Genomic DNA, 14,106 nt, shown 5'->3' on the forward strand with positions numbered 1-14,106 from the left:
CTCTTTATATTACAATACATGTTCTAGGAGGATTCATGCGAAACATTGAAATGCTGCTGTTGATTGTAAATATGATTTTGCTCTTCGGTTGCGTATTCCTGCCGCTCCCCAAAAAGGCCCAATGGCAAACAATAGGTGCCGGGATTTCGATCATATGTGCAGGAATCCAAATCCAATTTGAAGGCTATCGCTGGCAAAATACTGCTCTATACGGCTCAGCTTTAGTTATCGGTTTAATAGCTTTCCAGTCGTATAGGGCTCAAAAATCAGGACAACCCACACCAAAATCATCTTTATCAAAAACAAGAGCGTGGTTAAAAAAAGGTGCAGTTGTGCTGCTCCTGACTGTCTATATTGGCGCTTCAGCTCTCCTGCCAACCATTTTGCCGGTCTTTGCTTTCTCAGAACCGGCGGGGCCCTTTCCAGTAGGGACGTCTACACTCTTCATGGAAGACGTAACGAGAGGTGAGCCAGCAACGGACGACCCTGATGATCGTCGGAAGCTCATGGTGCAGATCTGGTACCCTGCCGAAACTTCTTCTGGGTTACCAGACGCAGATTATATCGAGAATGTGCCTGTCGTGTTATCCGGAATTCGGGAAGCCATGTCTTTGCCGCCTTTTTTACTTTCTCAACTTCGATATGTAAAAACCCATGCTCATACGGATGCCAAAATATCATCTGCGCAAGAACGTTTTCCATTATTATTGTTTTCTCCGGGTTTAACCGGTTTTCGTAACCAAAACACATTTCAAGTGGAAGAGCTGGCAAGTCAGGGGTATATCGTGGTGGGCATTGACCATCCTTACGATGCGGCAGCCGTTATATACCCTGATCAAACGATCGCTCTACTCCAATTGGAAAGTTTATCGGGCTTTGAAGATTATGCAACAAAAATGAATTATTGGGTCGATGACACCAAATTTGTTCTCGATCATATCGAGGCCATGTCTTCTGATGCAAATTCAGGTTTTCTCTCGGGAAAAGTGGATATGAATCAAGTCGGGGTATTGGGTCATTCGTTCGGAGGTGCGGCGGCAGCTCAAATGCTGATGAAGGATGCGCGGATTCAGGCGGCTCTGAATATGGATGGGGTCCTTTATGGTGACCCGGTCCCTGAACGAGGTTTTGATAAACCGTATTTGCAGATGAATGCTGTGCAGAGCATCGACGATGGATGGTTTGCGCAATCTCTGGATCAAGCCGTTGAAGCTTCCGGGCATGACCGAGAACATTATCAGCGATTTTGGGCTGAGTCCCAGGAAAGACGTAAAAGAGCAGCTGCGGGAACGGATTCCTACTTCGTCGTCTTTGACCATGCCAATCATATGAGTTTCACGGACTTTTATCTATTCTCTCCATTACTGCCGCCAAGTGGAGCCGAACCAAGACAGGTACAGACCCGCATTAATGAACTATCAGCTGCTTTCTTTGATAAATACCTGAAAGGGATAAAAAATATTAATATCGAAACAATCGTCCAATATCGAAACAATATCACCTTGCAAAAGCCGTAAACAGAGCAGCCGATCACCTCGATCAGCTGCTTTCTTTTCCCGAAAATCCATAGAAATTTTAATCAGCTTTTTTATAGATTTCATATCGATTAGAACTTACCAAATCAGCTTCTCTTTCGGAGCATGCTCCATACTTTTCGTAATTACTCCTGCCTTCTGACAATGTCATGTGATTAGGTCCGCTGTACCTGCTTGGATCATTGTTACCATCATCCTCCCAGAAACAAACGGGACAAATATCATATTCTCCTCGCTGTTCCAAGGTTTCGTAGTTACAACAAGGACAAGCTAATAATTTCTCCACGCGGCCTTCGACTTCAATACTGCTTCCTGCTATTTCCGAGACAAGTTTAGATAAATATTCGTTGGGTTTTCCATAGAAACTGCCTTCGGACACCTTAAATAACAATTCGTTGTAACGAACGTCCATTATATCCTTTGTTGGTACATCTGAACTCAGCAGTTCATCCTGCAAAGACTTCGAAAAAAAATGGAATTCCGGGTCATCTTCATTGATTCCCCAAGAATTCAATAACATGGCTTCACGTTCATCTCTAGCTAGTTTAGTGATATCATTTTCGATGATGATCTTTATTGCTTCCTGCCTTAACACGATATACAACCCCGATCCATGTTTGCTCCAAATGTTGTACCTCTCCCTATAGGGAAAAATACGCTTCATTCTATTATGCAGTATTTATTCTTCTAAAAACATGAGCGGATGCAACTAAATTATGAATCAGTCTACATTTCCCTCTTCATTTTTACGATAAAGAGTATGGAGCTATACATATAGCCATATTGTTTTATTTACTTCCAAGGGGGAACAGAACGTGAAACAAAAGCGCAGCAAAAGAATGGATTTAAGGTTAAAACTATATTCGATCATCCTTGTCCCACTGCTTGCTATGGGCGGCCTGATTCTATGGGCAACGAATTACTCCAGTGAAAATTCATCTTTGATGACAATGCAGCATAACAACCAGAAGCTTGCAGTGAATATCGCTTCTGAGATGGGTAAGGAATCAGCGTTAATTAACTCGTTATACACTTCAGCTTCGGAGGAAAGCTCTGAATACAAGACACTTAGAGAACAGCTTGTTAAGGCTCGCCTTCAATCGGGGGCCCTTTATGTTTATATGTATAATAAAACACCGAATGGATGGGTCTACACCGTGGATGGCGCGGATTGGGGCGATGCGGAATACAGTCCCTACGGCACTGCATTTGAGCTGAACTCTCAAACGCTAGAACGTTTGGTAAGCGGTGAAGTTGTGACTACCGGCATTGTCGAAGATCCTGTCTGGGGAAAGCTGATGTCCTCTTTTACACCAATTAAAGATTCGCAAGGAACGATTATTGGTTATTTGGGCATGGACCAGTCTGCAGCAGAAGTTGAACGTGTTTCTGCAATAACGTTGAATTATACGTATGGCAAAGTTATCCCGATTTTTGCAGTGGTTTTAATTCTATCGTTCTTCATCATGCTGCTTGTGGTAAGGGGTATCCTTCGACAAGTATCGGAGATTAAGGTAAGCCTGGAACAGGTCGCTTCCGGTAATCTCCAAGTTGTATCTACTCGGATGACTAACGATCAACTCGGGGACATCAGTAACCTCATTAATACTATGGTTATGCAAATAACAAACATTATGAAGGGAATACAGCAAGGCTCCTCTACGCTGCAGCAGTCTTCGAAAAATATTGCAGAGACGTCTCTGAGAAACCAGCGTCAGTCTGAAGAACTTTCCAGAGCAATCGAAGAAATTGCCATAGGTTCCATGAAACAAGCCGAAGAGACAGAACGTTCCGTCCAGCATTCTGAAAGTCTGGGGAGTATTATGAATGAAGTGGGTTCTTATGTGGAACAGTTCACCCATACTTCCGAACAGCTGTCTGCACTGCAGGTACAAGTGACACGCCAACATGAGATGCTTCTTGAAAAAGGCCGTGAGAATGCCAAACTTGTTGAAGATCAACAGAATATTTCCAAGTCGCTGACGACACGTTCGGAACTTGCTTCTACCATCAGTGGACAGATCCACAACATTTTAAAGCAAACTCAAATTTTATCGTTAAATGCTTCGATTGAAGCAGCCCGTGTAGGTGAAGCGGGTAAAGGTTTTGGAGTTGTTGCTAATGAGATGGGACATCTGGCTCAGGAATCTGAACGTTCGATTCAGGAGATTGACGAAATTCTGAGCTCATTTGTTCAAGAGATTCATCATATGGGAACACATCTGGATTCAAATATGCTGGCTGCCAAGGAGCAGGAAGAACAGATCGCTGCATGTCTTCAAAGTTTCAAACAAGTCAGCCATTTATCCTCTGAAGTGAATGAGCTTGCTCAACGTTTGGAAAATCGTACAATTCATATGCAATCCATTCGCCAAGAGGTGGAGCAGCATCTAAGCTATATTGCTTCCGCAACCGAGGAAACTTCAGCCATGTCCGAAGAAGTTTCTGCCAGTGCTGTAGAGCAGCAGCGTTCGGCCAATGAACTATCAGGTATTTCGGGGCAGCTTGCAAACCTTGCCGGCAAGCTCAAATCGTCTTCGGATCAATTTCATATCGAAAGCAGCGATTCAGAAACGAATTAATGTCTTCATTGAAGTCCCGTTCACAAGGGGCGGTTCGCGATAAAAATATTATTCTGTTAAGATAAAACAAACCGACCAGTGTTTCATTACACGGCGGTTTGTTTTAATTTATCAACAGCTGGCTCTCTGAAATATAACAAGCTGGACTTGAACATACTAAGAACAGTTAGCTGAAGCTTACATAACGGAGGTCACTTCATGGTATTCATAATCTCAATTATCATCGTTGCGCTCTTTGCAATATGGGGAGCCGTTGCTCCTGATCAGCTGGCGGACGCAGCTAACGTTGCCTACAATTTCTCTATTCAGAATTTTGGCTGGTTTTACTTGTTAGCTACACTGTTCTTCCTGATCTTTGCTTTCTATCTGGCATTCAGCCGTTTTGGCAGTATTAGACTGGGGGATGACGATGATGAACCGGAGTATTCTACAATTTCCTGGCTGTCCATGCTGTTTAGCGCGGGTATGGGGATAGGACTGGTTTTCTGGGGTGTTGCTGAACCGCTATCCCACTATCTGTCTGCACCGGAGGGAGCAGCACCTGAAACCACGCAGGCAGCGAGACTTTCCATGCGTTATTCGTTTTTCCACTGGGGACTGCATCCTTGGGCGATCTATACCGTAATTGGCTTGGCGCTTGCTTACTTCCAGTTCCGGAAAGGGTACAAAGGTCTGATCAGTTCCACCTTTATCCCTCTGATCGGTGAGCGTCTTGCTGCAGGCTGGCTTGGCAAAGCCATTGATATTCTAGCGGTCATTTCTACCATCTTTGGTGTTGCAACCTCCCTTGGATTGGGTGCACTTCAGATCGGTGGCGGTCTGAATCACTTGTTCGGTATTCCCAACTCGACCATGTCGCAGGTTGTCATTATTGCAATAGTAACGGTATTGTTCTTAATCTCGGCAACCTCAGGTCTTGATAAAGGGATCAAGATTTTGAGTAACACTAACATTCTTATAGCTGTACTGTTAATGATTTTTGTGTTGGTGACTGGACCGACTTCTTTTATATTCGACACCTTCACGACAACCTTGGGCAGTTACATGCAGAATATTATTAACATGAGTTTGAGACTGACGCCGTTCTCAAGAGAAACCTGGATTGGAGCATGGACGTTATTTTATTGGGCATGGTGGATTGCGTGGGCTCCCTTTGTTGGAACTTTTATCGCAAGGGTATCCAGAGGAAGAACGATAAAAGAGTTCGTCATTTACGTCATGGTGATTCCAAGCTTCTTCGGATTTATCTGGTTCTCTGTCTTTGGCGGAACAGGACTTCACATGGAATTGTTCAATGCGGCCCATCTGGCGGAGGCCGTTAAGGAAGATACGACAAGTGCTCTATTCCTGATGTTGGACCAGCTGCCTTTGGGTACGATCATATCGTTCGTCACTACACTCCTGATAATGATCTTCTTTATTACATCGGCTGATTCGGCTACCTTTGTGCTCGGTATGCTGACTTCAGATGGAAAACTGGACCCGAGTGCAAGAGTGAAATTAACCTGGGGAATTCTGCAGTCTTCTATCGCGGTCGTACTGCTGATCAGCGGCGGATTGAATGGCCTTCAAACGGCCTCCATTGTGGCGGCACTGCCTTTCGCGGTTGTTCTAATCGGTATGTGTGTCTCCCTACTTAGGGCCCTGCAGGCCGAGGACAGAGAGCGCCGCCAGAAGGAAAAACGGCAGCGCCAAAAGCTGAAACGACTGCTGGAGGAACATGAAAACCTGCAGCACGACGTTTCCGGCAGGTAATGCATAGTTGATCCTTATAAAAATGGTACCCGCATGAAGGCGGGTACCATTTTTTTTTGATGACTGCGTGTAAGTTCTGAGCACTACATTCACCTCATTTTATTATTAATGCAGAAATATGATTTTAGTTGTGCTTCTTCATTAGGGTAGTATATTGCTGGATGCTGCTCCATCCACTCACATTGCATTGTTCATAATCATTGTTACCCACCGCAACCACCGAGCCATCCGATTTCAAGCCAATCGTATGAGCACATCCTGCGGACACAGCCCTGATTCCGTGCCATCCGCTTACATCGCATTGGTGATGCTTATTCGAACCTGCCGCAACCACTGTACCGTCAAACTTAAGACCAACGGTATGATAACTCCCCGCTGCAACTGCCACTATATCGTGCCAGCTGTTTACGTCACACACACCATCCTTGTTTCTACCGACAGCTATTACCGTGCCATCCGATCTCAGCCCAACAGTATGAAGATACCCTGCCGACACAGCCAACATGTCGCTCCAGCCGCTTACCCTGCATTGGTTATATTTATTGTTACCGGCTGCCGTTACTGTTCCGTCTGATTTCAGTCCGACGGTATGCCAGTCACCCGTCGCGACTGCAGTAACATCATGCCAGCTGCTCACGTTACATTCCCCTTCATTGTTTCGCCCTACAGCGACCACCGTGCCATCTGATTTAACACCAACTGTACGACACCAGCCTGCTGCAACTGCCACAACATCGCGCCATTGGCTCACATTGCATTGGTCATGTTTATTCCAACCTGCGGCTAATACAGTACCATTCGATTTCAGGCCAACGGTATGCGCATTGCCCGTGTTCGCAGCCATATGCACATTACCAGCAGCAACCGATATGATATGGGACCAATCGCTTACCTCACATTGACCGCATTTGTTATCACCTACAGCTGTTACTGTCCCGTCAGATTTAAGCCCAACGGTATGACGACACCCCGCTGCTGTGGTCTCGTTCCGGAATCGTTTTGTTTCAAACAAAGCTTTCATTCGTGAGTCGTAGTCCATATCGTTCCTCCATAATAATAAAAAAACCTCAGATCATATAACCACCCTGAGGTCAATAATTCCTATTTTTAAAATTCTTATCATTTCTCTGTATTTCACTTTATTGTTGGATAATGCATCTGTTGATTGTATTATAACCTACCAATAATCATTGTTAAAGATTTTTGCCACCGGAGTGAAGGCTTGAATTGAAAACTCCTGTCGCTGCCTAAATGGATATCTAACTTTTTCGGTAGGCAATCTTATGAAAAGCATTGATATAACGAAACAGCGCTTCGCCATCATCACGCACATATGCACTTCCATCCAGCGGCAGCATCATGGCCTGATACAGCTCCGGCACCATTCTGTATTGATGAACATAAGAGGTCAGGATAAACCCGCTGCGCTGCCAGAACTGAATACGTTCCTGATGAGCATCCGTTGACCCGGACTCCACCTCGATAATCACGCCTGTTATCCCGTGCTCCCTTAACGCCCAGGCTTTGAGCTGTTCCAGCATCCAGGTCCCTATACCTGATCCGCGCAGTTTCTGCTCAACCGCGAGATAATCAATCATCATCATGCGGTCCTTATCTTTGCCTCCCAGCCCAGTAACAGCCATCGCAACAGCTTCTCCATGATGCACGCCGATGTGTAAGCAGCCGATCTGCCTTTCGAGCATGCTGCGCAGAATCACTTTTGTCTTGGCACCGCTTGGAAAAGCCTCATGATAGATCCGCTCTATTTGCGCCCATAAAACTTCATCCCACTTCTTTATCGTCCTAAACTCCAGTTCGAGCATCGCATTCGCCTCTCTCATGTCAAATGTAATGTTTGCCATATAATGGATTATGACCTTATCTTGAATTAACACAAGGGGCGTTGATTTTTGAACATTTCAGCTCAATATAAATAACCTAATAAATCTAAATTACCTTGTCCCCATTGTTTCTTACCAACATTCTTTACCATTAATTCTTTTAGGGATTCGCAGCCGACTCCTTTTGAAATGTGCGATTCGTTATCCACTTTTAACCAAGTACACTTGTTTTCTACGGATGTATACCCCTTTTTCTTATACAAAGTCTTATCATCTGCAAACAATAGTATGAAATCAATATCCCTTCCTTGAGAGAATTGATCAACTTCTGATAATAATGAACTACCTATTCCTTCAGACCGAGAGTTTGGTGAAACACATAAATCAATGACACCTAGTACTTTTACGGGTTCTCCATCTAGATTCATCACTCTGTAATCTAAACCAACCTGGCCGACAAGTTGATTTTCTTCATTAAATGCAAGAAATCTAAAATGAGGCAGTTGTTTAAAATAAATTCTGTCTTCCGGGTAGATCTGTGGAAAACAGTTGGTTAATAAATCCTGCAGCGCTGTTTCCAATTCGCCATTCATATCATATTCAAATACCTGTTTAATTTTCAAAAGGACCCCTCCATACATAAACGTATAAAATCCTCCCTTCTTTTCAAAAAGGGAGGATACCTATAATCCGTTCAGACGAACATCATTCTACAAAGATCGCTGATCCAGCATGATTCCCTCATTTTACTCTAAAATGGTTTGGAGCATATTTGCTTATAAGAGGTGCAGCACTAAAGAAATAGGCTGCAGTCAATACAGCCAGAGCAGCAGTGAATACCCAGAGTGCAGGTCCTACGAATATCGCTATAACCATGCTTAATGAGATCAGACTATTCGCGATAGTAAAAAGAGGATTGCTGGTTTCCAACTCCGCCGTGTAGGGCTGAAGCACATAGTACAATAATAGATGATGCAGAGAAAAGAAAACCGCCAGCGTAATAATCAAAATCCAGATAGCAAGAAGTGAATCTATATTCCGTCCCTCAGTTAATATGAGTATAGACACACTTATTACAGATGCGAAACACAACCCTAATTTTAGATTCATGCTGAATACACTTCTCAATCTCAAAAGGAAATGCTGTTTCGCATTCTTGCGATAAAATCCATAGCGCATAAGCGGCATGTCGCAATGGAAGAATAATATCTTACAGATTTGGCTGCCTACCGTTAGATTCAACATAGCCAGAACTAATAAAGGAATGAACCTTTCCATTGAATCCAGCGAAAGATGATCTTTGAACATTAGTGTCGAGATCGACAGCAGCAAACCAATGATCATAATCGCGATTAAACGTCTGCGGAACGGTGCTCGCAAGAGATTATTGTGTCTTTTAACGAACAACTCGTGCATTTGTTCATATCCCTTTTTGTCTAACGATGCCCGTTCACTGACTTGAAGTTGAAGAGAGGAAGGTCCGCTCAGATCGTTGTCATTGGACTGGATCATTTTTCGTTGAAGATCAGCTATCATAATTTCTGGGTTTAACAATGGATCAGCATAGTTTGTTACCGCGCGCACTGCGGCTGCATAATCCGTATGTTTGAACAAGACATAGCCAGCGACAGTCCCGCAGAACAAGATCAATACAGCCAGCCATCGCTGCTCCAATATTACAGCTCCAACCAAAGGAATGCTCCAGGGGGTTAAGGGAAGATAAGCAGCAGTCAGTGTAAGCAGCATGACCAAACTCATAAGCCATGTTTTCTGTACAAGAATAATGCCCTTCCGTTGAAATACAGCCAAATGAAAAAACTCGCACAGTACTCGCCATAACGTCATGGTGGCCACCGCAAGTAAAGCATGAAGAATTGAAAAGTTAAAAAATACGCATATCAGGATAAAAGCAATCCCCTGATACAAGAAAAATGTGGTATAGCGGTGGAACAGCACCGCCCGCATAAATCGGGTTGGAACGATTCGCATAAGTCGAACAGCAGTGTACTTCATTTTGCTTGACTCCAACACTTTTGCACTAGTTACGCCTCCCATTACCCCACTAATGCAAAAATACATATGAAGAAGAAGTGCGAATCGCCCGGTATGCTGCTCTTCTGTCCATAAAAATATGGGCAGCGCAAGTAAACCGCAGAAGTAGAGCAAGCTTTCTAGCACACCAGCGCCAAACATGACAATGACTGCTGCTGCACCTAATGTGCGTTTCGTCCGGAAAGCAGCATACGTTTGATCATGAATTAGCGTGCCTAAGGCTGGTATCCTTTGCATGAAATATATGAAACGGTTGACCCGCGTAATCACCTGCAGCTGCCGCATACGAGAGATCGTATTAAAGATTCCCTGCATCGGCATTCTCCTTCCCGGTATCAAGTTCGCTTTCCCTGCGCAATAACTCGATAATCTGTTCTTCAAAGTCGGGCTCAGTGAGAATTTCAGATGAAATCCGAGTCAAATTCCCGTGATTTAAAAGTATTAACTCATCACACAAATCCGCTGCCAATTGTAGGATATGGGTCGAAAAAATGAGAATATGATCCTTTTTCAAATTACGCAGCAGTTGTTTCATCTCGCTGGCAACGATGACGTCAAAGGAAGTCATAGGTTCGTCCAGCAGGATCACAGCAGGTTTGATGAGTAAAAACAGCAGCATTTGAATTTTATTTTTCATGCCGTGCGAATAATGCTTGATGAGTTTATGCCGGTCATCCTGCGCAATATGCATCATATCAAATAAGGCTTCCATATCGCTGCCTCGCCCTTCGATTACATCTGCATTAACTTCAGTGAAAAAACGCACAAACTCATATCCCGTCAGAAACTCCGGTAACATCGGCAGCGAATATACGTATCCCACATCATCCATCTCTAAATTACGTGATGTCGATTCGCTGACCAGTTTCATCATGCCGTGATCCGCTGGAATTTCGCCACCCAAACAATTAAATAATGTTGTTTTGCCGGCGCCATTTCGCCCAAGCAGTCCGTAAATCTTGCCTTTTTCAAATTGAAAATTTATATCGGTTAATACCTTTTTCTCACCAAAACTCTTCCTTAAATCCTGTAATACCAATTTCATTTATTCGTTCCTCGCTTTCGCACCATTTCGATTTTTGCAATTCGTTTGTATTCATATTCAATAGTAGTTTAGTTTTCATATAGATCCATCCCTTCGCATTTTTTCATAAAAGGATAATCAGACCAGAAACATCCCTTTATAATGTGAATCGTCTTACTTCGTGCTGAGAAGCTGCATGCGCTGCAGAAACCCAGACCAGATAGTCGATCTTGGGAAATAAGACAATCACTTTACTGGTATTCGATACGGATAGTTAATATACCTTGTTATATCTAGGAATAAAATCAGGACCACCCGTCCAACGGGTGGTCCTGATTCAACAGGTGTCTCCTGCTTATTTTCACAGACAAGCTTCTTGCTTAAGCAGTGCTGAACCAGCATCACTTACAGCTTTTGTACAACATAAATGATATTCATGCCAGCATCAAGAGTGCCGGGTAATTTGGTGAACTCGATTTCTTTTTCAACAATCAGCTTCCAAAATTCTCGATCCCTTCGGGCATTCTCCAAAGCAGCATCTCCCGCTTGTGTGTATAATCCGGCAGAGCTTCTCTCTTGAACACTAACCGGGAACGCAGCAAATAAAGCGTCCAGTTCACTGCTTCTCATCATATGAATGTAATGTTTGCTCGGAACGGGATAATGCTCCTCATCCTGTACACCTGTATCCATAATCCACCTTGAAGCTTCAAGACCGAACTGTTTTTTTTCATATCGGATGCCGTCAAGATAGTACAGTGAAGCACCGATGAAGCTCATGGAACCCACAATTAATGTGCCATTCGGTTTGAGAACTCTTAACATTTCTTGAATTCCATCCTTCTCTTTGTCGAGAAGATAATTGATTACACCGCCTATACATACAATGCAGTCGAATGAAGAATCCTCAAAAACACTCATGTCCAGCACATCCAAAACATGGTATGCCTTGATTCTGTGAATAAGGGATAGCTCGCGCATTTTGGATTTGTTAAATTCGATCTGATGACTGGATAAGTCAGCAGCGGTTAATTCAGCACACATGACTGCAAGATCTTTAGTATATCTTCCTGATCCCGCACCAATCTCTAGAACTCTGTCCGCAGATTTAACATAACGCTTCAAAATGTCCAGGTGGACCTGATATAGGAGTTCGCCTTGTCCATCTTTTTCAAGACGTGTCCATTCGTGATCACCATAATTGTCGTATCGGTTTCTTGGAATTTCGGGGTTGTAACTCATGAGAGCATCTCCCTTTCATTTCTAGTTTGAAAATCAAGATTGCGGCACTAATATCGCTAATATCGCTCTCGCTCATACAACCACCTCCTCCAAATCCGTCTGTACCTATTATACTAAGACCCATCCTGTTTATCATCCTGAATTTCCCAAAGTTAAATCGTTCTTGATTCATATCATCAATGCAGGACAAAGAACCGTTAATCCCTCTTAGCATTAACGGCCTCGCGTTTTTAATTTTGTTCAGTATGGTCCAATGCTTCGATGCCTAGAGCAAGTGCGCCGTATAAGCCTGCATGCTGCACCAAACCTGGCGGAACGATATATTGATCGATATTTTGCAGCTGTTCGGGTGCATTGGGCTTGCCTCCTGCAGATCGATCGGGCCGAAAGAACCAATGCCGATCGCAGCAACTCCTTGACCTCGAAAATATTCGATAACCTTAACGAGTGTGATCTCTGGGTGTTCTGTTGGGAAACTACACCAATCTTCTATGTGCCCTTGTGTATTCCTTATTCCGCATACAAATTTGGTTCCGCCGGCTTCAATCGCACCTATACGCATGATCTACCTTCCTCCACACAATTCGTAGATTTGGAGCGATGAGAAGATTAGGTCATCATGAACGCAAGCCATTGAAATTCCTTTCGCCTCCGCAGCCGGATAGATCAGGTCGGTAATGACGGCCTGACCATCATTGGCGAATACCTCGACCGATGAAGCGTCCACATAAATACGCAGGTGCTGCTCTCGATTCTGTGTTTGAATGTTTGCTGTATGACGTCCTTGAAAATGTTCGTGGAAATCGGCGATACCTGATCGGCTGCGATCAACGTAAACCACTTGTTTGCTGGCGTCCAGACCAATGACCGTTTGCTCCTTTTCACTACATCTCAATATAAATTCAACAGGCTGCTCCGAAGCCCATATAGCCTCCATTTCATAACTCTCTAATTCAAGTGTGCCGAGATAAGCCTGCGCCTCTTTTGCATTCACATTGTACAGAGACAGCTTTGGCGTTCGGGCTTGCTCCAGTTCACGAGCGGGACACTGTACCAATGTAATCTTCTCATGTATCGTTTCCAGGCGCAGTTCCCTAGGAATGGTCATGACGCCGCGGTAACCTTCGGTAGGCGTTTGATTGGCGTACATCCAATTGCTCATCCATCCCATAAACAGCCGCCTGCCGTCTTCTGCCGGAATGTCGGACCAACTGACTCCCGCATAGTTGTCACGGCCGTGGTCAAGCCAGCGCACAGTGAGGGAATCTTCATCGGGGGCAAAAGTCGAGCCATTGAAATTCCCGGTGAAATATTGCGTCCGGGACCCTTCCTTGAACGCAGGATCAGCACCAATGCTGACCAGCATGACCCATTTTTCCTGCTGTTTGTCCTCATCCACTGCCAGTGGGAAAAGGTCAGGACACTCCCACACACCGTCGTGTGAACCAATCCCTGCACCAAATTCACTCGCAAAAGTCCACTCCTTCAGATTGGGTGAGCGGTACAGACATACGGTCTGACCGCAGGCAATAATCATGACCCACGCCTTGGTCTGTTCATGCCAGAACACCTTCGGATCGCGAAAATCTACGAACGCTTCATGCTGCAGTACCGGATTCCCCTCGTATTTGTTCCATGTCCGGCCCTTGTCCTTGCTGTACGCGATGCTCTGCCGCTGCACTGGCTGATCGTTTGGCACTTCCATATGATGAGTGAAAATGGCGACCAGGCCCGGCTCCTCGTCAAAGAAACCGGATGTATTGTCCCAATCCACCACAGCACTGCCCGAAAAGATCATGCCATGCTCATCCGGCGCCAGAGCTACAGGAAGCTCTTCCCAGGTATACAGATCCTTGGTCACAGCGTGTCCCCAATGCATGGGGCCCCAAGTGTTACCATACGGATGATATTGATAGAACAGGTGGTACTCGCCTTGGAAATACACCATCCCGTTGGGATCATTCATCCACTTTTCTTTTGGTGAGAAATGATAGACACTGCGGTAATCGGTTGTTGAGATCGTAGACATGTGGTTTCTCTCCTCTGATCGAACGGTATGCGGTGACTTGATATCA

Annotated in this window: 11 protein-coding genes and 1 pseudogene; 3 read left to right on the forward strand and 9 right to left on the reverse strand. The window is 44.5% G+C overall.

Annotated features, from left to right (window positions below):
- Window positions 1-35 precede the first annotated feature (35 nt).
- Complete coding sequence (locus tag ABXS70_RS11070) at window positions 36-1,517, forward strand: acetylhydrolase (RefSeq protein ID WP_366295799.1); 1,482 nt, start codon at window positions 36-38, stop codon at window positions 1,515-1,517.
- Between the two features lie 58 nt (window positions 1,518-1,575).
- Here the strand turns inward: ABXS70_RS11070 and ABXS70_RS11075 are convergent, their stop codons facing one another.
- Complete coding sequence (locus ABXS70_RS11075; RefSeq protein WP_366295801.1) at window positions 1,576-2,130, reverse strand: CPCC family cysteine-rich protein; 555 nt, start codon at window positions 2,128-2,130, stop codon at window positions 1,576-1,578.
- Between the two features lie 220 nt (window positions 2,131-2,350).
- Here ABXS70_RS11075 and ABXS70_RS11080 point away from each other — a divergent pair, with 220 nt between their 5' ends.
- Complete coding sequence (locus tag ABXS70_RS11080; RefSeq protein WP_366295803.1) at window positions 2,351-4,117, forward strand: methyl-accepting chemotaxis protein; 1,767 nt, start codon at window positions 2,351-2,353, stop codon at window positions 4,115-4,117.
- Between the two features lie 198 nt (window positions 4,118-4,315).
- Complete coding sequence (locus tag ABXS70_RS11085) at window positions 4,316-5,872, forward strand: BCCT family transporter (RefSeq protein WP_366295805.1); 1,557 nt, start codon at window positions 4,316-4,318, stop codon at window positions 5,870-5,872.
- Between the two features lie 124 nt (window positions 5,873-5,996).
- Here the strand turns inward: ABXS70_RS11085 and ABXS70_RS11090 are convergent, their stop codons facing one another.
- The 8 genes and pseudogenes from ABXS70_RS11090 to ABXS70_RS11125 all read right to left on the reverse strand — a co-directional run bounded on the left by ABXS70_RS11090 (window position 5,997) and on the right by ABXS70_RS11125 (window position 14,060).
- Window positions 5,997-6,911 carry a chromosome condensation regulator gene (locus ABXS70_RS11090; protein WP_366295807.1) on the reverse strand — a complete coding sequence of 305 codons (915 nt, stop codon included), beginning with the start codon at window positions 6,909-6,911 and terminating at the stop codon, window positions 5,997-5,999.
- A 220-nt stretch (window positions 6,912-7,131) separates the two neighbouring features.
- The gene (locus ABXS70_RS11095; RefSeq protein ID WP_366295809.1) at window positions 7,132-7,734 is read right to left on the reverse strand and encodes a GNAT family N-acetyltransferase; all 603 of its coding nucleotides are present in this window, start codon (window positions 7,732-7,734) and stop codon (window positions 7,132-7,134) included.
- Window positions 7,735-7,796: 62 nt separating this feature from the next.
- Window positions 7,797-8,336, reverse strand: coding sequence for a GNAT family N-acetyltransferase (locus tag ABXS70_RS11100; protein ID WP_366295811.1), 540 nt, complete (start codon window positions 8,334-8,336; stop codon window positions 7,797-7,799).
- A 118-nt stretch (window positions 8,337-8,454) separates the two neighbouring features.
- Window positions 8,455-10,080 (reverse strand): hypothetical protein, encoded by a 1,626-nt coding sequence (locus tag ABXS70_RS11105; protein WP_342556183.1) that lies wholly within the window; start codon window positions 10,078-10,080, stop codon window positions 8,455-8,457.
- Complete coding sequence (locus ABXS70_RS11110; protein WP_342556182.1) at window positions 10,064-10,810, reverse strand: ABC transporter ATP-binding protein; 747 nt, start codon at window positions 10,808-10,810, stop codon at window positions 10,064-10,066. The genes ABXS70_RS11105 and ABXS70_RS11110 overlap by 17 nt, the downstream gene beginning before the upstream one ends.
- Window positions 10,811-11,194: 384 nt before the next feature.
- Entirely contained in the window at window positions 11,195-12,031 is an 837-nt protein-coding gene (locus tag ABXS70_RS11115) for a class I SAM-dependent methyltransferase (RefSeq protein WP_342556181.1), read from the reverse strand.
- A gap of 349 nt (window positions 12,032-12,380) precedes the next feature.
- Window positions 12,381-12,593: pseudogene (locus ABXS70_RS11120) on the reverse strand (ROK family protein); the annotation flags it as partial.
- A 3-nt stretch (window positions 12,594-12,596) separates the two neighbouring features.
- Window positions 12,597-14,060 carry a glycoside hydrolase family 32 protein gene (locus ABXS70_RS11125; RefSeq protein WP_366295813.1) on the reverse strand — a complete coding sequence of 488 codons (1,464 nt, stop codon included), beginning with the start codon at window positions 14,058-14,060 and terminating at the stop codon, window positions 12,597-12,599.
- Between the last annotated feature and the right edge of the window lie 46 nt (window positions 14,061-14,106).

The organism is Paenibacillus sp. AN1007 (assembly GCF_040702995.1).
Classification (GTDB): Bacteria; Bacillota; Bacilli; order Paenibacillales; family Paenibacillaceae; genus Paenibacillus.

Coding starts and splice junctions, on each gene's coding strand:
- ABXS70_RS11090 (WP_366295807.1), bottom strand. CDS start 6,911: ATGGACTACGACTCACGAATGAAAGCTTTGTTTGAAACAAAACGATTC.
- ABXS70_RS11125 (WP_366295813.1), bottom strand. CDS start 14,060: ATGTCTACGATCTCAACAACCGATTACCGCAGTGTCTATCATTTCTCA.
- ABXS70_RS11110 (WP_342556182.1), bottom strand. CDS start 10,810: ATGAAATTGGTATTACAGGATTTAAGGAAGAGTTTTGGTGAGAAAAAG.
- ABXS70_RS11085 (WP_366295805.1), top strand. CDS start 4,316: ATGGTATTCATAATCTCAATTATCATCGTTGCGCTCTTTGCAATATGG.
- ABXS70_RS11095 (WP_366295809.1), bottom strand. CDS start 7,734: ATGGCAAACATTACATTTGACATGAGAGAGGCGAATGCGATGCTCGAA.
- ABXS70_RS11070 (WP_366295799.1), top strand. CDS start 36: ATGCGAAACATTGAAATGCTGCTGTTGATTGTAAATATGATTTTGCTC.
- ABXS70_RS11105 (WP_342556183.1), bottom strand. CDS start 10,080: ATGCAGGGAATCTTTAATACGATCTCTCGTATGCGGCAGCTGCAGGTG.
- ABXS70_RS11115 (WP_342556181.1), bottom strand. CDS start 12,031: ATGAGTTACAACCCCGAAATTCCAAGAAACCGATACGACAATTATGGT.